The sequence below is a fragment of the Bradyrhizobium sp. SZCCHNGR1005 genome, from assembly GCF_032489995.1.
Taxonomy (GTDB): Bacteria; Pseudomonadota; Alphaproteobacteria; order Rhizobiales; family Xanthobacteraceae; genus Bradyrhizobium.
In genome coordinates this window covers 23,244-46,397 of sequence record NZ_JAUEZC010000002.1, presented here as the reverse complement: position 1 = coordinate 46,397, position 23,154 = coordinate 23,244, and the positions used below count along the sequence as shown (strand labels likewise).

The 23,154-nt window shown below is 65.0% G+C and carries 20 protein-coding genes; 6 read left to right on the top strand and 14 right to left on the bottom strand.

The window, feature by feature from the left end:
- Window positions 1–146 precede the first annotated feature (146 nt).
- The 4 genes from QXZ85_RS06420 to QXZ85_RS06405 all read left to right on the top strand — a co-directional run bounded on the left by QXZ85_RS06420 (window position 147) and on the right by QXZ85_RS06405 (window position 5,679).
- Window positions 147–950 (top strand): helix-turn-helix domain-containing protein, encoded by an 804-nt coding sequence (locus tag QXZ85_RS06420; protein ID WP_315702682.1) that lies wholly within the window; start codon window positions 147–149, stop codon window positions 948–950.
- 113 nt (window positions 951–1,063) lie between these two features.
- Complete coding sequence (locus QXZ85_RS06415) at window positions 1,064–1,930, top strand: 3-keto-5-aminohexanoate cleavage protein (protein WP_315744211.1); 867 nt, start codon at window positions 1,064–1,066, stop codon at window positions 1,928–1,930.
- Between the two features lie 156 nt (window positions 1,931–2,086).
- Window positions 2,087–3,703, top strand: coding sequence for an acyl-CoA carboxylase subunit beta (locus QXZ85_RS06410; RefSeq protein WP_316173787.1), 1,617 nt, complete (start codon window positions 2,087–2,089; stop codon window positions 3,701–3,703).
- Between the two features lie 14 nt (window positions 3,704–3,717).
- On the top strand, window positions 3,718–5,679 hold the full coding sequence (locus QXZ85_RS06405; RefSeq protein ID WP_315768970.1) for an acetyl-CoA carboxylase biotin carboxylase subunit: 1,962 nt from the start codon (window positions 3,718–3,720) through the stop codon (window positions 5,677–5,679).
- Between the two features lie 7 nt (window positions 5,680–5,686).
- Here QXZ85_RS06405 and QXZ85_RS06400 read toward each other — a convergent pair whose 3' ends face one another.
- The 4 genes from QXZ85_RS06400 to QXZ85_RS06385 form a co-directional block, all read right to left on the bottom strand.
- Window positions 5,687–6,055: a response regulator gene (locus tag QXZ85_RS06400; protein WP_315702685.1), complete on the bottom strand. Its 369-nt coding sequence runs from the start codon at window positions 6,053–6,055 to the stop codon at window positions 5,687–5,689.
- A complete protein-coding gene (locus QXZ85_RS06395) occupies window positions 6,042–7,424 on the bottom strand; it encodes a PAS domain S-box protein (protein WP_315702686.1) in 1,383 nt (460 codons plus the stop codon). The genes QXZ85_RS06400 and QXZ85_RS06395 overlap by 14 nt, the downstream gene beginning before the upstream one ends.
- A gap of 464 nt (window positions 7,425–7,888) precedes the next feature.
- Window positions 7,889–8,191, bottom strand: coding sequence for a cytochrome c (locus tag QXZ85_RS06390; RefSeq protein WP_315702687.1), 303 nt, complete (start codon window positions 8,189–8,191; stop codon window positions 7,889–7,891).
- A 10-nt stretch (window positions 8,192–8,201) separates the two neighbouring features.
- Window positions 8,202–8,951 carry a CBS domain-containing protein gene (locus QXZ85_RS06385; RefSeq protein ID WP_315728195.1) on the bottom strand — a complete coding sequence of 250 codons (750 nt, stop codon included), beginning with the start codon at window positions 8,949–8,951 and terminating at the stop codon, window positions 8,202–8,204.
- Between the two features lie 178 nt (window positions 8,952–9,129).
- Between QXZ85_RS06385 and QXZ85_RS06380 the strand changes: the two genes are divergently transcribed.
- Window positions 9,130–10,317: an ABC transporter substrate-binding protein gene (locus QXZ85_RS06380; RefSeq protein ID WP_315762489.1), complete on the top strand. Its 1,188-nt coding sequence runs from the start codon at window positions 9,130–9,132 to the stop codon at window positions 10,315–10,317.
- A gap of 60 nt (window positions 10,318–10,377) precedes the next feature.
- On the opposite strand, the gene QXZ85_RS06375 is transcribed toward QXZ85_RS06380, so the two are convergent.
- Genes QXZ85_RS06375 through QXZ85_RS06360 form a run of 4 tightly spaced genes read right to left on the bottom strand, consistent with a single transcriptional unit; the run spans window position 10,378 to window position 14,982 of the window.
- Window positions 10,378–10,770, bottom strand: coding sequence for an MAPEG family protein (locus QXZ85_RS06375; RefSeq protein ID WP_315703165.1), 393 nt, complete (start codon window positions 10,768–10,770; stop codon window positions 10,378–10,380).
- A 27-nt stretch (window positions 10,771–10,797) separates the two neighbouring features.
- A complete protein-coding gene (locus QXZ85_RS06370) occupies window positions 10,798–11,880 on the bottom strand; it encodes a lipocalin-like domain-containing protein (protein WP_316173785.1) in 1,083 nt (360 codons plus the stop codon).
- On the bottom strand, window positions 11,870–14,332 hold the full coding sequence (locus tag QXZ85_RS06365; protein ID WP_315807194.1) for an ABC transporter permease: 2,463 nt from the start codon (window positions 14,330–14,332) through the stop codon (window positions 11,870–11,872). The genes QXZ85_RS06370 and QXZ85_RS06365 overlap by 11 nt, the downstream gene beginning before the upstream one ends.
- Window positions 14,329–14,982: an ABC transporter ATP-binding protein gene (locus QXZ85_RS06360; protein ID WP_315702692.1), complete on the bottom strand. Its 654-nt coding sequence runs from the start codon at window positions 14,980–14,982 to the stop codon at window positions 14,329–14,331. The genes QXZ85_RS06365 and QXZ85_RS06360 overlap by 4 nt, the downstream gene beginning before the upstream one ends.
- A 185-nt stretch (window positions 14,983–15,167) precedes the next feature.
- On the opposite strand from QXZ85_RS06360, the gene QXZ85_RS06355 reads away from it, so the two are divergent.
- Window positions 15,168–16,481 carry an MFS transporter gene (locus QXZ85_RS06355; RefSeq protein ID WP_409977771.1) on the top strand — a complete coding sequence of 438 codons (1,314 nt, stop codon included), beginning with the start codon at window positions 15,168–15,170 and terminating at the stop codon, window positions 16,479–16,481.
- Between the two features lie 59 nt (window positions 16,482–16,540).
- Here QXZ85_RS06355 and QXZ85_RS06350 read toward each other — a convergent pair whose 3' ends face one another.
- The 6 genes from QXZ85_RS06350 to soxZ all read right to left on the bottom strand — a co-directional run bounded on the left by QXZ85_RS06350 (window position 16,541) and on the right by soxZ (window position 23,152).
- Window positions 16,541–18,259, bottom strand: a complete 1,719-nt coding sequence (locus QXZ85_RS06350; protein WP_316173781.1) for an N-acyl-D-amino-acid deacylase family protein — start codon at window positions 18,257–18,259, stop codon at window positions 16,541–16,543.
- A gap of 249 nt (window positions 18,260–18,508) precedes the next feature.
- The gene (locus QXZ85_RS06345) at window positions 18,509–19,738 is read right to left on the bottom strand and encodes an MFS transporter (RefSeq protein ID WP_315744216.1); all 1,230 of its coding nucleotides are present in this window, start codon (window positions 19,736–19,738) and stop codon (window positions 18,509–18,511) included.
- Between the two features lie 155 nt (window positions 19,739–19,893).
- Window positions 19,894–21,642: a thiosulfohydrolase SoxB gene (gene soxB / locus QXZ85_RS06340; RefSeq protein ID WP_315744217.1), complete on the bottom strand. Its 1,749-nt coding sequence runs from the start codon at window positions 21,640–21,642 to the stop codon at window positions 19,894–19,896.
- A 17-nt stretch (window positions 21,643–21,659) separates the two neighbouring features.
- A complete protein-coding gene (locus tag QXZ85_RS06335; RefSeq protein ID WP_409977460.1) occupies window positions 21,660–21,974 on the bottom strand; it encodes a hypothetical protein in 315 nt (104 codons plus the stop codon).
- Window positions 21,971–22,825 (bottom strand): sulfur oxidation c-type cytochrome SoxA, encoded by an 855-nt coding sequence (soxA, locus tag QXZ85_RS06330; protein ID WP_315702697.1) that lies wholly within the window; start codon window positions 22,823–22,825, stop codon window positions 21,971–21,973. Before soxA ends, QXZ85_RS06335 begins: the two co-directional genes overlap by 4 nt.
- Before the next feature lie 15 nt (window positions 22,826–22,840).
- Window positions 22,841–23,152 carry a thiosulfate oxidation carrier complex protein SoxZ gene (gene soxZ, locus QXZ85_RS06325; RefSeq protein ID WP_315702698.1) on the bottom strand — a complete coding sequence of 104 codons (312 nt, stop codon included), beginning with the start codon at window positions 23,150–23,152 and terminating at the stop codon, window positions 22,841–22,843.
- Window positions 23,153–23,154 lie beyond the last annotated feature (2 nt).

The following is a 23,154-nucleotide window of genomic DNA, read 5'->3' as shown; positions in this document are numbered from 1 at the left end:
TCCGGGACCGCGTGCGTTGAGCAACCGTCGACCGGGACGATTAACCGCCGCGAAATTTGAGGTGTCGTGCCGGTGACTACCGCGTGATTTGCGCTATGGTCTTTCCAACCGAAGCGGCCGGAGAGCCGTGCCTCAGGAGGAATGCCATGGATTTGACCCGCCGGGAGTCCGGCCATTTGATGCTGATCACGCCGGAGCGCGTCTTTTATGCCGGGCTGCTCGGCCGCCCGCGCCAGCGCTGCTCCGGGGCCTTTCACGTTTATGTCGCGCTCAGCGGCAGTTTGCGGCTGATCCCCGAGGGTGCCGAGCCGCGGCAGGGCGAGCTTCTGGTGGTGCCGCCGAACCAGCAGCACACGATGGAGAGTGACTACCGCACCGTCATCATCGTCACGATCGAGCCGGAGAGCGTCCCGGTCGGCACGCTCGATCGGTTGGCGAACTGGATTGCGAAGGATGCCGCGGCGTATGCCGGTCGCATCCGCACCGCCTATGAAGAATTGGTGGCGCGTCCGCTGAGCGGTGATGTGTCCAGCGCCGCGTTCGATCGTCTCTTTTTCGGTGAAGCTCTGCCGCAGCGGACGCTCGATCCGCGTGTGGTGAAGGCGATCGCGCTGATCAATCGTTTCTCGGGTGAGGCCGCCACCGCCGAAAGCTGCGCCGCGGCGGTTGGCCTGTCGACCTCGCGTTTCCTGCATTTGTTCAAGGAGGAGACTGACATCTCCTTCCGCGCGTTCCGTGCCTGGAAGCGCGCGCGGCATCTGCTCAATTTTGCCAATCAGGATCTGAACCTCGCCCATCTCGCGCAGGAGATCGGCTATCCCGATTCCACCCATTTCAGCCATTCGATCCGGCGCTTCTACGGCTTGAAGCCGCGCGCGATCTTTTCCGGCTCGCGTGATCTTGCGATCTACCGCAGCGGCGAGGTCGCAGCCGATCTGGCCGCGATATGAGGCCAACTTCGGAAGCTGGATGCTAGCGCGTTGACGCAAGCAGCAATGTAGCCGCCTTCGCATGATGCGGGCGGTCGCGGATTGCGGCCGTCGAGCATCATTCAAGGCATGGCATGAGCGACAAAGCCGTTATCACCTGCGCGCTGAACGGCGTGCTCACTGATCCCAAGCAGCATCATGTGCCGGTCACGCCGGAAGAGATGGCGGCCGAGGCCAGGCGCGCGTTCGAGGCCGGCGCCAGCATCATGCACATCCATCTGCGCCAGCAGGCGCCGGGCAAAGGCCATCTGCCGTCCTGGGAGGTCAGCGTCTCGCGCGACATCCAGCAGGCGATCCGCGAGGCCTGTCCCGGCGTCATCATCAACCATACATCGGGAGTTTCGGGGCCGCATTATCAGGGCGCGCTCGCCTGCATCCGCGAAACGCGGCCCGAGATCGCGGCCTGCAATGCCGGCTCGCTGAACTATCTGAAGGTGAAGGCCGACGACAGTTGGGCCTGGCCGCCGATGATGTTCGACAATTCGGTCGAGAAGATTCAGGATTATCTCGACGCGATGAAAGACGCGAACACGATCCCCGAATTCGAGTGCTTCGACGTCGGCATCGTGCGCTGTGTCGGCATGTACTACCAGACCGGTATGTATTCGGGACCGCTCGAATATAACTTCGTCATGGGCGTGGCCTCCGGCATGCCGGCCGATCCCGAGCTGTTGCCGATCCTGCTCAAGCTGAAGCGGCCGGAGGCGCATTGGCAGGTCACCGCGATCGGCCGCGCCGAGATATGGCCCTTGCATCAGCGCTGCGCCGAGCTCGGCGGCCACCTGCGCACCGGACTTGAGGACGCGTTCTATCTCGCCGACGGCAGCAAGGTGACGTCGAATGGCCAGCTGATCGAGGCAATCGCGGCTCTGGCCCGCCGTGCGGGCCGCGAGATCGCAACCCCGGCCGAAGCGCGGCAGATTTTTGGGACGGTGAATTGACAATCCGTGCGTCGTCATTGCGAGCCACCCGGTCCGCGCGAAGCGCGGCCGGTGACAGGCTCCGCGAAGCAATCCAGGGCTAAGAAAAGGCTGGATTGCTTCGTCGCTTCGCTCCTCGCAATGACGTCGTTACTCATAGGGCATTTGCGACCAGGTATGGCCACCATCGAAAACACCATTTCGCCCACCGGCGCCGCGTTCCAGGCCAATCGCGACGGCATGCTGGCGCTGCTCGCGCGGCTGCGTTCGCTGGAAGAACGCACGCGCCAGGCTTCTGCCGCCGCGAAGGAGCGCTTCCATCGGCGCGGCCAGCTTCTGCCGCGCGAGCGTGTCGCGCTGGTGCTCGATCCCGGCGCGCCGTTCCTGGAATTGTCGACCCTTGCCGGCTACATGTTCGACGTGCCGGATGCGGCCAAGAGCGTGCCCGGCGGCGGCGTGATCGCGGGCATCGGCTTCGTCTCGGGTGTGCGCTGCATGGTCTCGGCCAATGATTCCGGCATCGATGCCGGCGCGCTGCAGCCCTTTGGCCTCGACAAGACCTTGCGGGTGCAGGAGCTCGCGCTCGAGAACAAATTGCCCTATGTGCAGCTGGTCGAAAGCGCCGGCGCCAATCTGTTGCGCTATCGCGTCGAGGACTTCATCCGCGGCGGCAATATCTTTCGAAACCTCGCGCGGCTGTCTGCGGCGGGGCTTCCCGTCGTCACGGTCACGCACGGCTCCTCGACGGCCGGCGGCGCCTATCAGACCGGCCTGTCCGACTACATCGTCATGGTGCGCGGCCGCACCCGCGCGTTCCTCGCAGGGCCGCCGCTGCTGAAAGCCGCCACCGGCGAGATCGCGACCGAGGAGGAGCTCGGCGGCGCCGAGATGCACACCTCGATTTCGGGCCTTGGTGATTACCTGGCCGAAGACGATCGCGACGCGCTGCGCATCGCGCGCGAGATCATGGCCGCTTTGCCATGGGAGCTGCCCCCGCGCGAGGCAGCGCAGGTCAGGCCACCACGCTACGACCAGGAGGAACTGCTCGGCATCATGCCGATGGATCACAAGCGCCCGGTCGACATGCGCCAGGTGATCGCGCGCATCGTCGACGATTCCGATTTCGTCGAGATGGCGCCGAACTATGGTCCCGCGACCGTGTGCGGCCACGCCCGCATCGAAGGCCAGGCGATCGGGATCATCACCAATAATGGTCCGCTCGATCCCGCCGGCGCCAACAAGGCCACCCATTTCATCCAGGCCTGCTGCCAGAGCCGCACGCCCATTCTCTATCTCAACAACACCACCGGCTACATCGTCGGCCGCGCCTATGAGGAAGCCGGCATGATCAAGCACGGCTCCAAGATGATCCAGACGGTGACCTCCGCGACCGTGCCGCAGATCACCGTCTATTGCGGCGCCTCGTTCGGCGCCGGCAATTACGGCATGTGCGGCTGGGGCTTTCATCCGCGTTTCTGCTTCTCCTGGCCAAATGCGAGGACGGCTGTGATGGGCGGGGAGCAGGCGGCGGAGACGATGGCGATCGTCACGGAAGCGGCGGCGGCGCGGCGCGGCAAGCCGGTCGAGAAGGAGAAGCTGGATGCGTTGAAGGCGCAGATCGTCGGCGTGTTCGACAGCCAGATGGACGTGTTCGCGACATCGGCGCGCGTGCTCGACGATGGCGTGATCGATCCGCGCGACACCCGCGCCGTGCTCGCCGAGGTTCTCGCGACCTGCCGTGAAGGTGATGCGCGCAGCCCGCAAGCCATGCAGTTTTCGGTGGCACGGCCATGAGCGAAGAGAAGACGATGTCGCGCACACCGTTTCATAAGGTCCTGATCGCCAATCGTGGCGAGATCGCCCTGCGCATCATGCGTAGCGCACGGCGGCATGGGCTCGGCGTAGTCGCGGTCTATTCGGATGCGGATCGCGACGCGCTGCATGTGCGCGAGGCCGATCAGGCGGTGCGCATCGGCGAAGCGCCGCCGGCGCAGTCCTACCTGAATATCGGCGCCATCATCGCCGCAGCGAAAGCAACCGGTGCCGATGCTGTGCATCCCGGCTATGGCTTTCTCGCCGAGAATGCGGTCTTCGCGGACGCCTGCAGGCAGGCGGGCCTCGTGTTGATCGGCCCGTCGGCCGACGCGATCAGATCGATGGGCAACAAGGCCGGTGCGAAGGCGATCATGCAGGCGGCCGGCGTGCCTTGCGTGGCGGGCTATCAGGGCGAGGACCAGAGCGACGGCACCATGTTGGCGGAAGCGAAGCGGATCGGCTTCCCCGTCATGATCAAGGCGGTGGCCGGCGGCGGCGGCCGCGGCATGCGGCTCGTTGCGGATGCTGCGGCATTCCCCGACATGTTGCGCAACGCGCGTTCGGAAGCGGCAGCCGCCTTCGGCGATGGCACCGTGATTCTGGAAAAGGCCATCGACAATCCGCGCCACATCGAGATCCAGGTGTTCGGCGATCGCTATGGCAATGCGATCCATCTCGGTGAGCGCGATTGCTCGGTGCAGCGGCGGCATCAGAAGCTGATCGAGGAGGCGCCTTCGCCGGCGGTTAGTCCCGAATTGCGAGTGCGGATGGGCGAGGTCGCGGTTCAAGCGGTAAAGGCGCTCGGCTACGAGGGCGCTGGCACGCTCGAATTCCTGCTGGATTCGGACGGCCAGTTCTATTTCATGGAGATGAACACGCGCCTGCAAGTCGAGCATCCCGTGACCGAGGCGATCACCGGGCTCGACCTGGTTGAATTGCAGCTGCGCGTTGCGGCGGGCGAGCCGCTGCCGCTGCGCCAGGAGGATGTGCGCTTTTCCGGACACGCCATCGAGGTCCGGCTCTGCGCCGAAGATGCCGATCGCGATTTCATGCCGCAGTCGGGCCGGATGGCGCTGTGGCGAATGCCTGAGAACGTTCGCGTGGAGCACGCGCTGCAATCGGGCACGGAGATTTCGCCTTATTACGACTCGATGATCGCCAAATTGATCAGCCACGGTGCAACGCGCGATGAGGCACGAGCGAAGCTGATCTGCGGCCTGGAGCAGGCGACCGCGTTAGGTATCACCACCAACCGCTCATTCCTGATGGCCTGCCTGCGTCATCCGGTTTTCGCGCGCGGAGCTGCCACCACCGCCTTCATCGGCACGCACCGGACCGAGTTGCTGGCGCGCGCAGCACGGTCCGCCGATCTCGCCTTGGCCGCGCTGCTGCTCCATTTGAGCCATGCTTGCGCGCGCGCGTGGCGCACCGGCCGTTCGCTGGCCGCGCCTTTTCCGACGCCGCTGCGTTTCGAGCTCGATGGCAGGATGCAGGATTGCGAGCTCCTGCGCGACCGCGACGGCGGCTATGTGGTCACGTGCGACGGCGAGGCGCATCGCTTCGAGCTCAAGGAGCTCAACCGCGATCTCATTCGCTTCCGTAGCGGTGGCGTGATGGAGAGTGCAATCTTCATTCGCGAGGACGAGCGGCTGTATCTGCACCACCGCACGGCCGTGATGACGGTCCGCGATGTCAGCCTTGCAGCGCCGCGATCAGCCGCAGGCGCGAGCGGCGACGGCAAGGTGCGCGCTGCGATGAACGGCCGGGTCGTCGCCGTCTTGGTCCGGCCCGGCGAGCGCGTCGCCGCCGGCCAGCCGGTGCTGACGCTCGAGGCCATGAAGATGGAGCATGTCCACGCGTCCGGAATCGGCGGCACGGTTGGCGCGATCGAAGTTGCCGAGGGCGAGCAGGTGACGACAGGGCGGATCCTGGTCGAAATCGCGGCGCTGTCGTGAAGCCTGATCACCCCTGCGCAGACAGCTGCCGTCTGAGCTCTGCTACCAGGCGCTTGGTCTGAAACGGCTTTGAAAGCAGCGGTACGCTGGAGAATTCAGGCGGGCATTGATCGACCAGATAACCGGTCACCCCGATGAACGGCACATGCGCGGCTGCCAGCGTGCTCGCGAACGGCGCCGAGGTTTCGCGCCCGAGATTGACATCGAGGATGGCGACGTCGCAGCCATGCTGCTCGAACAACGTCAGCGCCTTGGCGACGGTCGGCGCCACGCCGACGATGGTGTATCCGGCATGCTCCAACTCGACCGCAAGATCGAAGCCGATCAGCGGATCGTCCTCGACGATCAGGATACGGGGGCGGTCATCGAGGTGCATCTGGCTCGCCACAGCTGACGCGCTCCAGTTGACAGGTGAGCCGCCACTGCAGCCCTGCGGGCGGGAATAGCACATCGACGGTGCCGTCCAGGCTCAGCCTCACCATGTCGGAAATGACCCTGCTGCCGAACCCTGCGCGCGCCGGCGGCGACACGGTTGGGCCTCCCGTCTCGTTCCAGCTCATGCGGAAGGTTGCGTCGTTGCAGCTCCAGCTCACGTCGATGCAGCCCTCATCATTGGAGAGAGCACCATATTTGGCGGCATTGGTGGCAAGTTCGTGGACGGCCATGCCAATCGATTGCGCGGCTTCCGGAGTCAGCTCGACATGCGGACCTTTGACCGAAATGCGGCTTCCGATGACGTCGCTGAAGGTACGAAGCTGCGAGCGGATCAGGTCGTTCAACGGAATGAAACGCCAATCGTTCTGGATCAGGAGATCCTGGTTGCTCGCGATCGCCTGCAGACGTTCGAGGAAGCGTTCGAGATCGAGCTGCTGGCCATGGCGCGTCATCTGCCTTGCAATCGCCTGCACCAGCGACAGCAGGTTCTTGCTGCGATGGTTGACCTCGGCGAGCAGAATCTGAAGCTGCCGCTGCGTCTGCCGCCTTTCGCTGATGTCGCGAACGATCTTTGACGCGCCGATGATACGCCCGGTCGGATCGCGCACCGGGGATACGGTCACCGAGACCTCGATCGGGGACCCATCTTTCCGCAAGCGGACGGTCTCGAAACTGTCGATCACCTCGCCGGCGACGATGGTGGCCAGAATGCGGTCTTCCTCGGCCTGGCGCTCCGGCGGAATGATGCGGCGGATCGACTGATTCAGCATCTCGGCTTCCGGATAACCGAAAATGCGTTCGGCGCTTTTGTTCCAGCTGGTCACGACGCCTTCCAGCGTCTTGCTGACGACGCCGTCCGAGGAGGAGGCAACGATGGCCGCCAGCATTGCAGCGCCGCGCTCGGCCTGCTTGGCGCGACTGATGTCGCGGATGATGCTGGATATCCCAATGATCGCGCCGGTCGCCTCGCGAATCGGCGAGAGCGTGATCGCGACTTCGATCGGGCGGCCATCCTTGGTCAGCCGAACGGTCTCGAAACCCTCGATCGACTCGCCGTTCTCGACGCGGGCACGGATCGCCTTGTCTTCGGCTAGCAATTCTTGCGGTACGATATCGGACGCAGGCCGCCCGATCATGTCGGCTGCGGAGCGGCCGAACAGCCGTTCGCAGGCCAGGTTCCAGGTTCTGATCTTGCCGTCGAGCGTAGCGCCGATAATGGCCTCGGCCGACGAGTTCACAATGGCGGCCAGATAGGCGGCAACCTCGTCGGGAACGAACAATGCGGACGGGGCGCCGGGCTTACCGAGCACGTCGCAGGCTCCTTGATGGACGGCGGAACGAAGCGGATCCCGCAATCGACAGTAACAACTCATTTGTACTCAAATGCAAGGCGCTGCGTCCCGTCCGGATCGTTGATCGTTAATTTTCAGCAGCGAGCATTGCCCAGTGCTCCGCTTCCGAAGTTCGCACGAATGTCGCGGTACTCTCGTCGGCGAACTTGGAATCGGAGAGCACGAGCAAATCCTTGAATCCAGTACGGCTTTGAATTTGCAGTTCCGATGGCGGGGGTGCGGCCCAACTGATCGGAACTGCAAATTCGCCGCACCAGGCGGTCATTTGCTGGCACGGAACTGATGGGAGCCTTCGGGCCACCTTCCGCGAACTGACACCAAACGCGTTAAGCGCCGGTTTGTTCCTTACAACGGGAAATGAATCGGCTGCGCGACCTTCACGCGAGCTGATGGGCTGCGACCTTATTTCAGGTTGTGATGACTTATTTCTTCAATGCCATGATGTAGGCGGCAAGGTCAGCGGCGTCCTGCCGGCTAAGCGGCGCATTCGACATCGTTGCATGCGGCAGCAACAGGAATGCGGTGAGTGTCTCCAGGGTCACGCCGTCCTTGGCCGCGATCGCGGCGAACGGCAGGGAGCGTCGGAACCTAGTCGGCTTGTCGGCGACCGCGTGACACTCGGCGCACCAGCGCTCGGCGAGCCGCCGCCCGTGGTCGAGGTCCTCTGCCGTTGCCGATCCGGCTGCAGCAAGCGCGATGACGAGGCCGAGGGAAGCAAGTCGCATAGGCACCTCCTCACAGCGGCTGATCGTCCTCGGTCGGCGGCTCCTCCTGCAGCGAGACGATATCGCCGCCGCCAAGATCCTCTTCTGCCGGCGGGTAGATCCACATGGAGTCGCGGACATCCTTGACGCCAGGCACGCTCTTCGTCGCCGCGATGGCGGCCTGCCGCTCCCTGGCATCGCGGACTGCGCCGTTGAGATAGGCGACGCCGTCGCGGACCAGGACGTTGAGACGACAAGCCTTGCAGGCCGCTTGACCCAGCGCATCCAGGATCTGGCTACGCAGCAGGTCGTCGTCGGGCGTCGGGCCCGGAAGCTCGGACGCGATATCCGCGATGGGCTGGACGAAGTCGCGATAGCTCACGATGCCGACCAGCCGGCCACCGCGGACCACCGGCAACCGCCTGATGTGCTTGGCCTCGATGGTCCGGACGATGTCGGGCAGCGTGGCATTCTCGTCGACCGTGACCGGGTCCGGCGTCATGATTTCGCCGACGGTCCGGCCGTGGGAGCGGACGAAATCGGCGTTCAGTCGCCCACGCCCAACCAGCAGGCCGAGCCAGCGGCCGGGCTTGCGGTCGGTGCCGATTTCGGCGCGGCGGATGAAGTCGCCGTCGGTGACGATGCCGACCAGCTTTCCGGCCGCGTCGACCACCGGCAGGCTCCCGACGTGATTGCGCAGCATGACCTTGGCCGCATCCACGATCGGCGTACCCGGCGTGACCGTTATCACCGATCGACTCATGATCTGATGGGCGCGCATCTTCGCTCTTCCGCGTATTCCGATTCCGTCACGGTGCGATCAATACCGAATGTCAGGCCCCCCGGCTTGACCGGGATCAAGCGGGAAGGGGTGTGCGGCGCCGGCATTATGCCGTAACATCGGGATCGCGTTCTCAAGGGAACGGCATTTCAGAACAAAATGGCTGGGAGAAAAACTGATGAAATCGAGCTTGTTGGCTTTTGCCGCGGTCGGAGCCCTTTTGATGGCCGCGCCAGCATCGGCTCAGGTCAGGATCGGCATCCTCAACGATCAGTCCGGCGTCTATGCCGATTACGGCGGCAAATATTCGGTCGAGGCCGCCAAGATGGCGATCGAGGATTTCGGCGGCGAAGTCCTGGGGCAGAAAGTCGAGCTGGTCACCGCCGATCACCAGAACAAGCCCGATCTCGCCACCTCGATCGCGCGGCGCTGGTATGACACCGAAGGCGTCGACATGATCACGGAGCTGACGACGTCATCGGTCGCGCTCGCGGTGCAGGAATTGTCGGCGGAGAAGAAAAAGATCGACATCGTGGTCGGTGCTGCGACGTCGCGCATCACCGGCGATGCCTGCACGCCGTACGGTTTCCACTGGGCCTTCGATACCCATGCACTCGCAGTGGGCACGGGCGGCGCGCTGGTGGAGGCAGGCGGCGACAGCTGGTTCTTCCTGACCGCGGATTATGCCTTCGGCTACGCGCTGGAGAAGGACACCAGCGACATCGTCAAGGCCAAGGGCGGCAAGGTGCTCGGCTCGGTGCGCATCCCGCTCAATTCGTCCGACTTCTCGTCCTTCCTGCTGCAGGCGCAGAGCTCGAAGGCCAAGATCATCGGGCTGGCGAATGCCGGGCTCGACACCACCAATTCGATCAAGCAGGCGGCCGAATTCGGCATCGTCAAGGGCGGCCAGAAGCTCGCAGGGCTGTTGATGACGCTCGCCGAGGTGAATGGTCTCGGGCTCGAAGCAGCTCAGGGGCTGGTCCTGACCGAAGGCTTCTATTGGGATCATGACGACAAGGCACGTGCCTTCTCGGAGCGCTTCTTCAAGCGCACCGGGCGGATGCCGAGCATGATCCATGCTGGCACCTATTCGGCGACGCTGTCCTATCTGAAGGCGGTCAAGGCCGCCGGCACCAAGGACTCCGACGCCGTGGCCAAGAAGCTCAAGGAGCTTCCGGTCGATGACGCCTTCGCGCAAGGCAAGGTGCAGGAGAACGGCCGCATGGTGCACGACATGTATCTGTTCGAGGTCAAGTCGCCGTCGGAGTCGAAGAAGCCGTGGGACTACTACAAGCTGATCGCGACCGTTCCCGGCGACAAGGCGTTCTTCTCGGCCAAGGAAAGTGGCTGTCCGCTGACGAAGTGACGTCGTAACACAAACAGCTGTCGCCCCGGCGAAAGCCAGGACGACAGCTGGGCTGCGCGGTCAGCCGTGCGCGATCTGCCCGACGATTGCCACCAGCGCACCGAGCAGCAGTGCGAAGGTCGCCAGCGCCTGGGTCGCGAAGCCCGGCCGCCGCTTTTCTGCCGCTTCCGCATAGCCGCGCATGTACATTGCCCGGCCGACGATCCACACCAGCCCGATCAGCGCGGCAAAGCCGTCGCTGACATAGATCGCAAACAGCCAAAGGGCGGGCAGGAAGATCGGCATCCATTCCAGCATGTTCATCTGCACGCGGAAGACGCGCTCGAAATCCGGGTTACCTGCGGTCGCCGGTGCCTTGATGCCGAAGGTGCGGCGCGCCTTCGCGACGCGGATGCCGGTGTAGAAATAGAGCAGGACGGCCAGCACGGTGACGAGTGCGGTGAAGTGATACATCGTGTCGATCCCCATTGATGCGCGCTCTCAATATCCGGTCAGCTCGAGATAGCCTACCCCCTGGTGACTGCCGGTGAAGCTGATCGGGCCTTCCCAATAGGGCACGCTGGTGGCCATCCAGGCGTTCGGATTGAGCGGGACGCTGTCGATGCCGATCGAGAGCGAGGCGATCTCGATGCGCCAGCGCACGGGAAGCTTGCGGCCGGCGATCTCGACGGTGTCCTTCGGCGTCATGACGATGCCGTCGGGGCCGAGCGGCTGCGTCTGGCCATCCGTGCCGATCCAGGTGCCCGACGTGTAGTTGCCATCGTTCTGCCGCATCCGGTACAGCATCAGCTTCTCGCCGGAGGCAAAATGCAGCGCAAACCAGTCCCAGCCGCTCTGGTCGGGCGCGAGCGGCTGGCTGCTCCATTCGCGGTCGAGCCAGGCGACGCCTGAGACTTCAACCGCCTGGTTGTCGAAGCTGAGATTCCCGCGGGCGCGATAGAACGGCTGGCTGTAGTAATAGGAGGCCTGGCCACGCTCGGATTTCTTGCTGTAGCCGTGATCGCCCTGCAGCACGACGGGCCGATCCGCTTCTAGATGCAGCGCGTAGGAAAAACCCGCCGTCGTCGCTGACAGGTCGAGCGGCGCGAGTGAGGCTGCGTCGGTGCGCTCGGTGCCGCCCATCTGCCAATCGTCGATCCAGGCCTGAAACGGCTTGGCGATGACGCCGGCCTGGCCGACGCCGCCGCGCGCGAATTTCTCCGCCGTGCGGTGACTGTCAGCGCGCGTCGCCGCCGCATGCGCCATCCAGAGCTGCTGGTTTTCCCAGCCCTCGCCTTGCGGCCCCGGGCGCGCCGCTTGGCGGAACAAGGTCCACTGCACGCCGTAAGCCTTGCCGGCAGCATCCGTCAGGTTCGCGGTCACGTACCACCATTCGATGCGGAAGTCGGGGTGTGGCCCGTGATCGATGGGAAAGCTGAATGCCTTGCCGGGCAGCACTTGCGCAAAGCCTTTGGCGCTCTCGCTCAGGCCGGCGAAGCCTTGTGCGCGGGCAGTCCCCACGAGGCCGAGCAGCGCGGCGCCGCCGGTGAAGGCACGACGAGTGAGCATGAGATCAGCGCTCAATGGTGAAGACCCTCACGAGATCGGCCGGCTGCATGCGCGCCAGTCGCAGCACCGGCAGCAAGGATGCGGCGACGGCTGCCAGCAACGCCACGATCAGCAGCCGGATCAGTTGCAGCGGGAAGACGTCGAACGGCAGGCGCCAGCCGAACGCCTTCACATTGACGATCGCGATCAGGCACCATGCCACCACGAGGCCGAGCGGCAGCGCCAGTAGCGCCGTGATCGTCGCGACCGACAACGTCTTGAGCAGCTCGATCAGCGCCAGCCGCCGCCGCGTCAGCCCGATCGCCCACAGCGGCGCGAGCTGCGGCAGACGGGCGTTGGCGAGCGTCAACAGGCTCGTCAATAGCGCCACTCCGGCAACGCCGAGGGTGAATGCATTCAGCGCACCGGTCACCGCGAAGGTGCGGTTGAAGATCTGCTTCGATTCCTGCTTCACGCTCGCCTGGTCCAACAAATTGCGGCCGTCGAGGCCGAACTGGCTCGAGAGCGCGGCGATCAGCGTCGGGACATCGGCGGGATCGGCGCGCACCGCCATCCGCGTCAGCGGCGCCGCCGGAAAGCGGCGGCTCAAGGCCGCGACATTCACGGCGATCTGGCCCTTGGGATTGCCATAGTCGGCATAGATGCCGGCTATCTCGATAGCCCATTCGCCGCCCGGCGCTGCTATCTCGATGTGATCTCCGATCGACAGATTGAGACGGCGCGACAATTGCTCGCTGACGAAGCCGGCATCGCCCGGCACCAGCCGCTTCCAGGCACCGGCAGCCGATTGCAGCAGCGGCCAGTGATCGCGATAGGTCGCATGATCCGGCAGGCCGAGGACATCGACCGGCGCGCCGGCGATCTGCGTCTCGGCGCGGCCGCCGAGCAGCACGGCCTTGACCTCGGGGCGCGCGCGCAGCCAGCTCTGGATCGCGCGTGCCTGCGTTTCATCCGCCGGGCTGATGTAGATGTCCGCCGCGAGCCGGCCGTCGAGCCAGACCAGGAAGGTCCGGCTGAAGGTCTCCACCATGGTCGAGACGCCCACATTGACCGCGAGCGCGAGCAGCAAGGCCATCAGCGCCAGCGACAGGCCGGAGATCTGCTGCCGGCTGTCGGCCCAGAACCATTGCGCCAGCGCCTGGCGTGCGCCGCGCTCGCCGAGCCGCAAGACCAATTCCAGGATGGATGGCAGCAGCAGCGCGGCGCCCAGCATCAAGGCGGCGAGCACGCCGAAGCCGGCGAGCAGCGACTGGCCGAGCCAGAGCAGCAGGGCCGCGATTGCGAAGATGACGAGCGCCACCGCGCTCTGCAGCCTGAGCCAGCGCCGTTGCGCCTCCTGCCACGCATGGGCCTGGGCTGAGCTGAGAATCGGCAGCCGCAGCACCTTGACCAGGCTGGTTGCCGCGGCCGCGATCGCTCCGATGATGCTGATGGCTAGTCCTGCGAACCACCATTGCGGCTGCAGGCTCAATTCGCCCGGGACCTGCGCGCCATAAAGGCCGCGAAGCGAAGCGGCGACGTTCGGCAGCAACGCGGCGGCGATGACATAGCCGCAGACAAGGCCGATGAGGCCAGCCGCGAGCGCGAGGACGATCAACTCGGTGATCAATACCGCATTGAGCTGCCGCGCCGACACGCCGCAGGCGCGCAGGGTTCGCAACATCGGCAGCCGCTGCTCGAAGGCAAGGCCGGTCGCGGAATTGACGATGAAGAGGCCGACGACGAACGAGAGCAGGCCGAAGGCGGTGAGGTTGAGGTGGAAGCTGTCGGTGAGCCGTTCGAGATCGGTCTCGGCATCGGGCTGCACCAGCTGCAGCCGGTCGCCGACGACCTGCTGCAGCGGTTGCCGTGGGCTTGTGCTGCTGCCGACCAGGAGTCGCGAGAGTTGATCCGGCTTCTCGAGCAGCTTCTGGGCGGCGGCGATGTCGAGCACCAGCACGCCGGGCGCAAGCTGCGGCTGCAGCTTGAGTGGCGGCAGTGTCGCATCATTGCTCAGGCGCGGCGTGGTGCCATCCTTGAGCCCGAGATCGGCCAGCGTCTCCGGTGCGATCAGGGTCTGTCCCGGCGGAGTGAGGAAGGTCTCCAGATCGCTGCGGCCGAGGGTCGGTGCATTGCCCACCTCGCTTGGAAGCGAGATCGGCTCGATGCCGAGCAGCCGTACCGAACGGCCCTCGATCTGCACGCGCCCTTCCACCACCGGCGACACCGGCCAGCCGGCGCGGCGCAGCGCGGCGAACAAGCTCTGCGGGAAGGTTCTGCCGTCGCCGCTGACCAGCATCGGCGTGCGCGCGCCGCCGAAGATCGCGGCCGCCCGGTCATAGGACTGGCGCGCCTCCAGGTTCAGCGCCTGCACGCCGCTCCACAGTGCGGTCGCCGAAATCAACCCGATCAGCAGGGTGGCGAGCTGCATCGGATGCCGCCGCCAATGGCTGAGCAGCACGGCCAGGATCCAGAGCGCGCGCGTCATACGACGCGCCCAGCGTGGAGATTGACGTTGCGGTCGAGCATTGCGGCCAGCCGCGTGCTGTGCGTCACCATCAGAAAGCCGCAGCCGGTGCGCGCCACCAGGTCTCGCGTCAACGTCATCACCTCGTCGGCGGTGGCCTCGTCGAGATTGCCGGTCGGCTCATCGGCAAGCAGCAACTGCGGCTTCACCGCGAGTGCGCGGCCGATCGCGACGCGCTGCTGCTGGCCGCCGGAGAGCTGCTCGGGATAACGCTTCAAGACGGCGGTGAGTCCGAGCCGTTCCACCAGTTCGGTGTGCCATGCCGCATCGTGTCGCCCGGCCAAGCGCGCCTGGAAGCTGAGATTATCGGCCACCGACAGGCTCGGCACCAGGTTGAACTGCTGGAACACCAATCCCAGTCGTTCGCGCCGCAGCGCCGCACGCTCGGCATCATCGCACGCACCGATCGAGACACCCTCCAGCATGATCTCGCCGCTATCGGCTGCGTCGAGCCCCGCGATGAGGTGCAAAAGCGTGCTCTTGCCGGAGCCGGATTCGCCGGTGAGTGCGACGCGTTCGCCACGTCCAACGTCGAGATCGACGCCGCGGAGAACGCTGATCGGCTCGCCGGCCGAGCGATAGGTCTTGAACAGGTTTCGAACGCTTAGCACGATCCATTCGCCGATTTTTTTGCGTCACGGCATATAGCAAGGCCGCAGTGCAAGATCACGGCCCCGGCAGTCAAATTTGTCTGCTTGTCGGTATTCCCGTGAGTCATGGTTGCGAGCAGCGACATTGCAAGCCTGATCGTCCCGTGCGTAGCATACGAACGCCCGACCGACAGGGCGAACAAGAGATGAGCCGGGGAGGGAACATGACCGCAGCCACACGGATGGGGACGCCCAAGCAGACTCCGAAAGGTGCCTGGACGATCACATGGCTCCTGTTTCTGTTCATGGTCGTGAACTTCGCCGACAAGATCGTGGTGGGATTGGCTGGCGTGCCGATCATGACGGATCTCAAGCTCGATGCCGAACAGTTCGGCCTGTTGGGCTCCTCGTTCTTCTTCCTGTTTTCGCTGTCGGCCATCGTCGTCGGCTTTGCCGTAAACCGCATTGCCACACGCTGGGTCTTGCTGGTTCTGGCACTGATCTGGGCGCTGGCCCAGCTTCCGATGGTCGGCGAGGTCGGGCTCGCGACTCTGCTCGTCTGCCGCATCGTCCTTGGCGCGGGCGAAGGTCCGGCCGCATCGGTCGCCATGCATGCGATCTACAAGTGGTTCCCCGACGAGAAGCGCGCGCTGCCGACCGCGATCCTGACCCAAGGCTCGGCCTTCGGCGTGATCATCGCGGTGCCGGCCTTGAATTTTGTCATCGTTCGCTACGGCTGGCACTACGCGTTCGGTGCACTTGGACTGGTCGGGCTGCTGTGGGCCGGTGCCTGGTTCGTGGTCGGCAAGGAAGGGCCGCTCGGCGAAAGCGAGGTGGTCGCGGCGTCGGATGCGCGCGTTCCCTATGCGCAGTTGCTGCTGTCGCGCACCTTCATCGGCTGCGTGGCTTCGAGCTTCGGTGCCTATTGGGCGCTGTCGATCGGACTCACCTGGTTCACGCCGTTCCTGATCAAGGGTCTCGGCTTCAGCCAGGAAAAAGCCGGCCTCATCTCGGTGCTGCCGTGGCTCTTCGGTGCGACCATCGTTCTCGCGACGGGCTGGCTGTCGCAGGTGCTGATGGCGCGCGGCCATTCCACCCGCATCGCGCGGGGCGTGCTCGGAGCCGCGCCGTTGGTCGTCGGCGGCCTGATCATGTCGCTGATGCCTTACAGCAGCGGTGCCGCCACGCAGATCGCACTGCTCGTGGTCGGAGCGGGGCTGAGCGGATCGATCTACGTGGTCTGTCCATTGATGATCGCCGAATTCAGCCCCGTGACCCAGCGTGGTGCCGCGATCGCGATCTATGGCGCGGTCTATACGCTGGCCGGCATCATCGCGCCGAACGTGGTCGGCAAGGTGGTGCAGAACGCCGCCAGCCTTCTCGATGGCTACCTGCTGGGATACCTCATCAATGCAGTGATCCTAGTGATTTCAGGCCTGCTTGGCCTGGCGCTGCTCTGGCCGAATACCGAGCGCGCCCGGTTGCAGACGGCCCAGCAGACTACGCCGGAGTTTGCGTGATCACTGCCGTCGTCCCTGCGAACGCAGGAACGACAGCGAGCTTGTTGAGGCCGCCCGCCTCAATTCAACGCCTGCGCCCCCCTGATCAATCGGCCCGGATGGGCGCCGGTCGCCTCTCCATTTCTCCTCGTCACCACGCCGGAAACGATCGTGGCCTCGTAACCATCCACCTGCTGCATCAGCCGGCGGCCGCCGACGGGAAGGTCGTAATGCACCTTCGGCGGATGCAGATGCAGCCGGTCATAGTCGATCACATTGACGTCGGCCTTGTAGCCGGGGGCAATCAGGCCGCGATCGCTGAGTCCGACCGACAGGGCCGTCTTGCGGGATTGCGCGGTCACGACGAAGGGGATTGAAAGCTTTTCGCCGCGCTTGCGGTCGCGCGTCCAATGCGTAAGCAGATAGGTCGGGAAGCTCGCATCGCAGATGATGCCGCAATGCGCACCGCCGTCGCTGAGGCCAGGCACCGCGCTGGGATCGCGCAGCATCTCGAATGTCGCATCGAGATTCCCATCGGCGTAATTGAGGAACGGCACGTAGAGCATGCCGCGGCCGTTGTCCGACAGCATGGCATCATAGGCCAGTTCTTCCGGTCTGCGGCCCAAGCGCTGCGCCTTCGCACCGAGCGCATTCTCCGGCGGCTGCTCGTAGTCCGGCGGATCGCCGAGCCGATACATCTTGTCGTAATTCGGCCTGAAGAACAGCGGATCGTCAGTCGCGCGCGCCTGTTCGCTCAGGATCGCGGCGCGTACCTCGCTCTGCCGCATCCGCGCGACGCGCTCGGCAAGAGGCAGATGCGCGATCGCCTGGTAGCTCGGATGGGTCTGCAGCGGATTGCGCGACAGTTCGAGCCCGAGCAGCAGGCCGACCGGGCGCGCTGCGATCTGCGTCGTCACCGAGAGGCCTCGCGTGGCGGCGGCATTGATCTCGGCGAGCGTTTGCCGCCACCGCTCCGGCGCGCGATCGTTCTGCGTCACCGAGAACGAGATCGGGCAGCGCGTCGTCTCCGCAACGCGGAGCATCATCGGCAGATCTTCATGGATGGTGGAGATGTCGAGCACGAATTGCAGCACGCTGCGGCCTGCCGTCTGCATCGCGCCGGCGATTGCCGTCAGTTCGTCCTCGCCTGCCTTGAGCGTCGGCGTGTAGTCCCCGGTCGAGGTGCGGTGGTTGAGCGTGCGCGAGGTCGAAAATCCCAGCGCGCCTGCGTGCACGGCCTCGCCTGCCAGCGCGGCCATTGCCCGGTTGTCATCCGCCGTTGCGGGATCGCGCCGCGCGCCGCGTTCGCCCATCACATAGACGCGCAGCGCCGCATGCGGCAGCTGCGCACCGACATCCATGTCGAAGTTGCGCTTCGACAGCCAATCCATGTAGTCGGGAAAGCTTTCCCATTCCCAGGGAATGCCGGCCGACAACACCGGCTCGGGAATATCCTCGACGCCTTCCATCAATTGGATCAGGCGCTGATGGTCGGCCGGCCGGCAGGGTGCGAAGCCGACACCGCAATTGCCCATGATCGCCGTGGTCACGCCATTCTGCGACGAGGGCGAGATCTCGTCGGTCCAGGTCACCTGGCCGTCGTAATGCGTGTGCACGTCGACGAAGCCGGGCGTGACCAGCTTGCCTTTGGCATCGATCTCGTCACGGCCCTTGGCTTGTACCTTGCCGACTTCGCTGATGCGGCCGGCGGCAATGGCGACGTCCGCCTCGTAGAGCGCGCCGCCCGTTCCATCCGCGATCGTGCCGCCACGAATGACGAGATCCGGCTGCTGAGTCATGGCGTTCTTCCCCGGTTGTTGTTCTTGGTCTGACATCATCGATCGACTGCCGGGGATGTCAACACGCGGGAAATGATGAGCTGCGGTGTCACGCAGTGCGTAGGGTGGGCAAAGCGAAGCGTGCCCACCGCTGAGTCTGGGATGCGTCGAGCGGTGGGCACGGCGCTTTGCGCCTTTGCCCACCCTACGTCTGAATTGCTTGGGGGAGCCTGCCACCCGTTCGCGCGGAACCGGGGGCGCAATGATGGGCTACGCCTCGACGGTCTTCGCCTTCGCCGGGCGCTCGGTGAAGAACGCCAGCACGATCGTCAGCAGCATGAAGACGACGGAGGCGCCGAACACCCAGCGCGGCGCATTCATGTCCATGATCCAGCCGAACAGCAGCGGGCTGACGACGCCGGCGAAATTGAAGCCGGTGGAGACGATGCCGAAGGCGCGGCCCGCCGCGCCGGCGGGCGCCGCGTTGCGCACCAGCATGTCGCGCGAAGGCGCGATCACGCCGCTGAGGAAACCGGCGACCAGCATGACAGCGGTGAGCAGGACTGTCGGCAAGGTCAGGAAGGTGATCGCGAGCACCAGCACCGTATTGATCGCGTAGGCGACGGCTGCGACCAGATTGTGATGACGGATGCGGTCGGCAAGATGTCCACCCGCGAGCACGCCGACGGCGCTGGCGCCGAGGAAGGCGGTGAGCGCGATGTTGGCGCTGGAGAACGAGATGCCATAGCCGTTCATCAGCGCCACCACGCCGAAGCTGGCGATGCCGGAATTGGACAGGCTGAGCAGCATGAAGAAGATCGTCAGGAGCATCAGCAGCGGCGTCAGCAGGTTCGGCTGCGCGACCTTCACTCCGTCGACATGATGCGGATGCGGCGGAACTTCGGGCACGTTGCCGAGGAGGAGCAACAGCGCCGCAACGGGACCGACGAGGCCAGCCACGATCAGGGCGCCGAACCCGCCGACCGTAGTCACCAGCGCCGCCATGATCGCCGGCGCGACCGCGCCGCCGAGATAGCCGGCGAAGGTGTGGACGCCGAAGGCGCGGCCCATCCGCTTTTCTTCGATATGGGCCGCGAGCAGCGCGTAGTCGGACGGGTGATAGACGGCGTTGGCGAGCCCGAGCAGCACGGCGGAGACGATCAGGCTCGCATAGCTCAGATGGACGCCGAGCATGGCGAGCGACAGGCCGCCGACGGTGAGGCCGAGCAGCAGGATCCGCCGCGCCCCGGCACGGTCGACCAGGTAGCCGACCGGCGCTTGCGTCAGCGCTGACACCACCGCGAACAACGTCAAGGGAAAGCCGAGCTCGACATAGCCGACGCCGAGCCGCTCTTTCAGGAACGGAAACAGCATCGGCAGGACGAGCATATGCAGGTGGCTGACCCAGTGAGCGAGCGAGACCAGCACCAGCGTCCGCAGCGAGGATGCTGCCTTCGGCAGGCCCTCGGTCTGTTGCGATGCGGCGAGAACGTCAGCCATGAACTCTTCCGTTTCCTTCCCGGCGCATCACGGAACGCGAGCCAGCAAGTCCAAGCGGGCAGGTCCTGCATGCCATGCGCGACAATGCGTCACACTATCGGCGATCGCGGCCCATTGTCCACGAACGCGGGTGCATGGCACGTGCGCGAGGTTGCCTATTGGGCGTTCGCCAGCCCTGGATTGCCGTCAACGCCGCTCAGCATGACCTGAGGTGCGCTGATCGACACCGCGCCGGACCGGAGATAGCTCGTGACGACGTCCCAAACCGGTTTCCCGGTTTGCTCGTTCATCGAGGCCCAGCCTGCAACCTTGTAGTGACGGTTCGGTTGGAGCGCATGGCCATTGCTCCGTTTGAGATCGGAGATGCGCCGGCCGATCGCCTCGGTCGGGGTGCAGCGATAGGTGAGCCCGCCGACCCGCACCATGTCGCCGCCCTGCTGCAGATAGGGATCGGCATTGAACAGGTTGTCGCAGACGTCTTCCATCACGTCCTTGATCTGAGCGCCCGTCATCTCCTGGAGATAGGTCTCGGCATAGGTGATCGCGGTCTGCGCCAGCACATCCTCCGTCGTCACGGGCTGGCCGGCCAGGAGCGTGGGGCCCCAGCGGAACCCCGGCGAGAACGCGATCTCGGCGTCGAGTTCGCTGCGCAGCGCATCGCAGATCAATTCGTCCATCGAGCCTTCGAAATTGCCGCGGCGATACAACAGGCGGTCGGTGGTGGTGAGCCGGTCGGACCAGGCTGCCACCTGCGGCTGCTGCAGCTGATCGATCAGCGCCTGCATCGCCGCATCCGGCTTCAATAGTTCCGAATAGACCGGCAGCAGCCTGTAGCGCACGTCGGTGATATGGCCCTTGGCAATCTCGAGATCGAGCACGCCCAGAAATTTGCCGTTCGAGCCCGCATTGGTCACCAGCGTCGCGCCGCCGGCATTCTTCACCTCGACCGGCTGCGGGACCGCATCATGGGTGTGGCCGCCGAGGATGACGTCGATGCCGGTGACGCGGCTTGCGAGCTTGAGATCGACATCCATGCCGTTGTGCGACAGCAGGATCACGACGTCGGCCTTTTCCTTGGCGCGGAGATCGTCGACCAGCGTCTGCAGCTCCGCCTCGCGGATGCCGAACGTCCAGTCCGGCGTGAAGCGCCGCGGGTGCGCGACCGGAACATAGGGAAAGGCCTGGCCGATCACCGCGATGCGGGCACCGCCGATCTCTTTGACGATGGCGGGCTTGAACACGCGATGCGTCGCCGGATCGAATGCCTTGGCGTCGTTGAAGGCCGCCTCTTCGGTCAGGAATACGTTCTGCGCCAGGAACTCGCCCTTGAAGCGGGCGAGATTGGCGCGCAAGCTGGCCTCGCCATAAGTGAACTCCCAATGCCCGGTCATCGCCTCGATGCCGAGCAGGTTGGCGGCATCGACCATGTCGGCGCCGCGCATGCTGTTGGCGAGCCCGCTGCCTTGCCAGAGGTCGCCGCCGTCGACGAGCAACGAGCGATGGTCGCCGACATCGCCGCGCAATTTGTCGACCAGCGTTTTCAGATGCGCAAAGCCGCCGAGCCGGCCGAAGCGCGGCGCGGACTTCTCGAACTCGAACGAGGTGAAGGCGTAGGCTTCGGCGCTGTCAGGCCGGATGCCGTAGCGCTCGAGGAAGGCGCGCTCGACCAGATGCGGCGGCTGGCCCCACATCGCGCCGATCCCGATATTGACGCTGGGCTCGCGGAAATAGACCGGCCTCAGCTGCGCATGGGTATCGGTGAGGTGCAGGATGCGCGCATTGCCGAAGCGTTCGAGGTCGTAGAGGCTGACCGTCTCGCCGCTCCGCGCACTGCGCAGCAGCGCTGGCCCGGCCAGGGCTGCGGCAGCAGTAAGTTTCAGAACATCCCGGCGCCGAACTGTCATCGCCTTGCATCCGCCGCCTAGCGGATCTCCATCGCCTTCCAGCGCTGCTTTTCGGAGGTCGCCTGGAAGATCGAGGCCCTGGCCAGCGCTTCGGCCTCCGCGGCCGATTTCACGGCCTGATCGAAATTGCCAGTCTCGGCTGCCTTTTTTGCGGCGGCAAGCGCGGCTTCCGTCGTGGTCCATTGATTGCGCAAGCGGCCCGCTTCCTGCTCGGCGGCATCGGCCGCGGCTAGCGCCGCCTTGAAATCAGCTTCCGTCGCCGCGCGGGCCGGCATGACAGCGGCCGTCAGCATGATCGCGGCGAAGGCGATGCACTTCATGGCCCGGCTCATGGTCTTGCTCCCGGTCCCGAGATCGGCAGGCCGTTCGACACGTAGGAGAGATAATATTCGAGGTCGCGATATTCCTCGGATTGCGGCTCCAGCGGCACACCGCGGACCTGGCTGTTGCAGGTGGTGAAGCGGCGGCTGATCGTGCCCATGCCGCTCCATTCCGAGCGGTAGATCGGCATCGCATTCAGGATGCCCAGCGCTGGTGCCAGGATCTCGGCGCGGATGCGCTCGCCGGGATTCTGCACATGGCAGCTCGCACAGGAGAAATTGAGCTGACCGCGTCGGGTGTAGAAATATTCCTTGCCCTTCTCATAAGCCTCGAGCGCGCGCGGATCGTCGGGGATCTTGATGTCGAACGGCTTGCCGCGCGAGGTGAACGCCATGTAGGCGGCGAGCGAGGCCATCTCGTCCTTGACGTAGGAATAGGGCGCCTCGCCATTGGCCTCGCGGCAGCGGTTGAGCGCGAGCTCGAGCGTGACGACCTGGCCTTCGTTGGCGTCGAAATAGGGATAATTCTGGCGGATGCCGATGCCGCCGTTCGGGAAGCAGTCAGCGTAGGTCTTGCCGTTCTTGAACGGCTTTTCGAACCTCTCCCTGCCGGCCTCCAGCGCGAACTCGTAGGGCGGGAACTCCTCCTTCTCCTCCCACTGCTTCCGCATGTCCTCGTTCATCGAGTACGGGCCGTTGACGAAGTCCTCGAACTTCACCTTCGGAAATTTCTTGCGGAAGAAATCCTGGAACGCCTTCGCATCCGCCGCGGGATCGACCTGGTCGGCGGCGGGCGCATTGGCGCCGAGCGCAACGAGCGCCGAGGCGGCAGCCAGGAGGAGAAGAGCGAGGCGGCTACGCATGTCTACCCGTTTTCTCTACTGGATCTTCGCGGTCAGGCTGTCGGTTGCGCCTTTGTTGTCGACCCAGCTCACCTTGATCTCGTCGCCCTTGGCGCCGCCCTTGAAGGCGAATTTCACGTAAGGGTCTTTGGAGACCGCAGTGCCCCAGTCGGCGAGGAACACCGTCTTGCCATTGTGCTCGAAGGTGAGCCGCTGGATGAAATGCGCCGGGATCAGCTCGCCCTTGGGGTCCTTGACCAGGCCCGTATCCATAGGGTGCTGGATCAGGGTCTGCACGTCCGTGACCTCGCCGTTCTGGATCGCGCGCACGCGGATGCTCGATGCCATCG

What these genes read in the sequence shown, in the direction of transcription:
- QXZ85_RS06385 (WP_315728195.1), bottom strand. Translation starts at nt 8,951, where the DNA reads ATGCGCGCCCATCAGATCATGAGTCGATCGGTGATAACGGTCACGCCG.
- QXZ85_RS06415 (WP_315744211.1), top strand. Translation starts at nt 1,064, where the DNA reads ATGAGCGACAAAGCCGTTATCACCTGCGCGCTGAACGGCGTGCTCACT.
- QXZ85_RS06380 (WP_315762489.1), top strand. Translation starts at nt 9,130, where the DNA reads ATGAAATCGAGCTTGTTGGCTTTTGCCGCGGTCGGAGCCCTTTTGATG.
- QXZ85_RS06375 (WP_315703165.1), bottom strand. Translation starts at nt 10,770, where the DNA reads ATGTATCACTTCACCGCACTCGTCACCGTGCTGGCCGTCCTGCTCTAT.
- soxB (WP_315744217.1), bottom strand. Translation starts at nt 21,642, where the DNA reads ATGACAGTTCGGCGCCGGGATGTTCTGAAACTTACTGCTGCCGCAGCC.
- QXZ85_RS06405 (WP_315768970.1), top strand. Translation starts at nt 3,718, where the DNA reads ATGTCGCGCACACCGTTTCATAAGGTCCTGATCGCCAATCGTGGCGAG.
- QXZ85_RS06365 (WP_315807194.1), bottom strand. Translation starts at nt 14,332, where the DNA reads ATGACGCGCGCGCTCTGGATCCTGGCCGTGCTGCTCAGCCATTGGCGG.
- soxA (WP_315702697.1), bottom strand. Translation starts at nt 22,825, where the DNA reads ATGCGTAGCCGCCTCGCTCTTCTCCTCCTGGCTGCCGCCTCGGCGCTC.
- QXZ85_RS06390 (WP_315702687.1), bottom strand. Translation starts at nt 8,191, where the DNA reads ATGCGACTTGCTTCCCTCGGCCTCGTCATCGCGCTTGCTGCAGCCGGA.
- QXZ85_RS06335 (WP_409977460.1), bottom strand. Translation starts at nt 21,974, where the DNA reads ATGAGCCGGGCCATGAAGTGCATCGCCTTCGCCGCGATCATGCTGACG.
- QXZ85_RS06410 (WP_316173787.1), top strand. Translation starts at nt 2,087, where the DNA reads ATGGCCACCATCGAAAACACCATTTCGCCCACCGGCGCCGCGTTCCAG.
- soxZ (WP_315702698.1), bottom strand. Translation starts at nt 23,152, where the DNA reads ATGGCATCGAGCATCCGCGTGCGCGCGATCCAGAACGGCGAGGTCACG.
- QXZ85_RS06345 (WP_315744216.1), bottom strand. Translation starts at nt 19,738, where the DNA reads ATGGCTGACGTTCTCGCCGCATCGCAACAGACCGAGGGCCTGCCGAAG.
- QXZ85_RS06350 (WP_316173781.1), bottom strand. Translation starts at nt 18,259, where the DNA reads ATGACTCAGCAGCCGGATCTCGTCATTCGTGGCGGCACGATCGCGGAT.
- QXZ85_RS06420 (WP_315702682.1), top strand. Translation starts at nt 147, where the DNA reads ATGGATTTGACCCGCCGGGAGTCCGGCCATTTGATGCTGATCACGCCG.
- QXZ85_RS06355 (WP_409977771.1), top strand. Translation starts at nt 15,168, where the DNA reads ATGAGCCGGGGAGGGAACATGACCGCAGCCACACGGATGGGGACGCCC.
- QXZ85_RS06400 (WP_315702685.1), bottom strand. Translation starts at nt 6,055, where the DNA reads ATGCACCTCGATGACCGCCCCCGTATCCTGATCGTCGAGGACGATCCG.